Origin of the sequence: Mesorhizobium sp. M7D.F.Ca.US.004.03.1.1 (assembly GCF_003998635.1) — a bacterium.
Classification (GTDB): Bacteria; Pseudomonadota; Alphaproteobacteria; order Rhizobiales; family Rhizobiaceae; genus Mesorhizobium; species Mesorhizobium loti.
In genome coordinates, this window is record NZ_RZQG01001078.1 from 1 (window position 1) to 1841 (window position 1841).

Sequence of the window (1841 nt, forward strand, 5' to 3'; positions counted from 1 at the left end):
ATATAGGCCTTGGTGCCCTGGTCGACCGTGTAGACCACAGAAATGGTGTGGTTCTCGAAATTGCGGTCGCCGCGTGGCGTCACCTGCGCGAAGGCGTAGCCGGAACCGGCCACCTTCTCGGTCAGGGCGATGATGGAATCCTCGACGTCCTTGGCGTTATAGACGTCGCCCTTGCGGGTCTCGACCACCGATTCCAGCGACTTGCTGTCGACTTCCGGGATCGTGCTTTCGACGCTGACGACACCGAATGTGTAGCGGTCGCCTTCCTGGACGGTGATGGTGACCGTGTACTTGTTCGTCGCGCTGTCGAGTTCGCCGACAGCGGACACGACCTGGAAATCGGCGTAACCGTGATTGTAATAGAAGCGGCGCAGCAGCTCCTGGTCAGCGCGCAGCTTGTCGTCGTCATAGACGTCGTCGCGCAGGACGAAGGAAAGCCAGGACGAACGCTTGGTATTGATGACATCCGACAGGCGGCGGCTGGAATAGGCGCTGTTGCCGACGAAATTGATCGCCGCGATCTGCGTGCGATCGCCTTCGGTAATGTTGAAGACCACGTTCACGCGGTTGTCGCCAAGCTGCATGACCTGCGTGGTCACAGTCACATCGTCGCGGCCGATGCGTTTGTAGGCAGCCTTGACCGATTCGACGTCGGCATCGAGCGTCGCCTGCGAGAACGTCCCACGCGGCTTCAGCTGCACCGCTGCCGCCAGCGCATTGTCCTTGAGCTTCTTGTTGTTCTGGAACAGCACCTGGTTGACGACCTGGTACTCGGCAACCTTAACCACCAGCGTCGAGCCGACCTGGTTGATCTGCACATCCGAGAACAGGCCGGTGCCGAACAGCGCCTTGACCGCACTGTCGATATCGGAGCTGGAGAACGCCTTGCCCGGCTTGATGGTGATGTAATTGCGGATGGTGTCAGCGTCGATACGCTGGTTGCCGCTCACTTCGACTCTGCTGACGACAGCGGCTTCGGCCGCCGATGTGGCAACGAACTGCACTGCGAGCGCGCCTGGCACGACCAGAGCCGCAGACAGGGTCACCGCGGACGCGGCGCTCAGAAACTTGGATGCTGCCTTCATCGGGCTTAATAACCTTTTCTCGTAGTCCCCACGGCGAGAAAACCGGACGTGCGGTAATTTCCCCTACCGTATTAACCGGATTTTCCCTACACGCAAGGCTTCTGGTTAATTTGTATTTACTTAACCCTGCGGCGTGGCTTTCGCGTCACTCATATCCCCGTGCATGGTAAACGGTGTCTCAACATCGTCCATGCGGAAGCCAAATTTCTTCATGATTTCAGCACCCAAACAGATCGTTCCAGAAAACGAACCCCATGAAGCACAGCACCAGAAGCAACCCGGCCCGATAGGCCATTTCCATCATCCGTTCCGACACTGGACGGCGAATGACGGCCTCCACCCCGTAGAACAAGAGATGGCCGCCGTCGAGGGGGGGAATCGGCAAAAGGTTTAGAAACCCGATGCCAACGGACAGCATTGCGACCAGTTGCACGAGCCATTCGAACCCTAGTTTCGCCGCCTTGCCGGCCATGTCGGCGATCTTCACCGGGCCGCCCAGCTGACATTTGTCCTCGCGCCCAACAACAAAGCGCTGCAGGAACTGGCCCGTGCGCTGGATGACGTGACCGGTTTCCTCGACCGCCGCCGCGACCGCTCCGACCGGCGTGTAGGTGATGAGCCGCGGCTGGCCGAGTTCCTTGTTGTTGACGACACCGATCACGGCGACCTTGACCTTGTTGCCGAGCGCGTCTTCCTGTTCCATCAGCCGCGGCGCCGCGGTCACCGTGACCTCCTTGCCGTCGCGCAGCATGACGA

Annotated in this window: 2 protein-coding genes; both read right to left on the minus strand. The window is 59.8% G+C overall.

The window, feature by feature from the left end; translation table 11 throughout:
* On the minus strand, positions 1-1085 hold a 1085-nt coding region (gene bamA / locus EN935_RS34045; RefSeq protein WP_127374127.1), incomplete at its 3' end, for an outer membrane protein assembly factor BamA.
* 217 nt (positions 1086-1302) lie between these two features.
* The coding region (locus EN935_RS34050; protein WP_164771609.1) for an RIP metalloprotease at positions 1303-1841 on the minus strand (539 nt) is incomplete at its 5' end.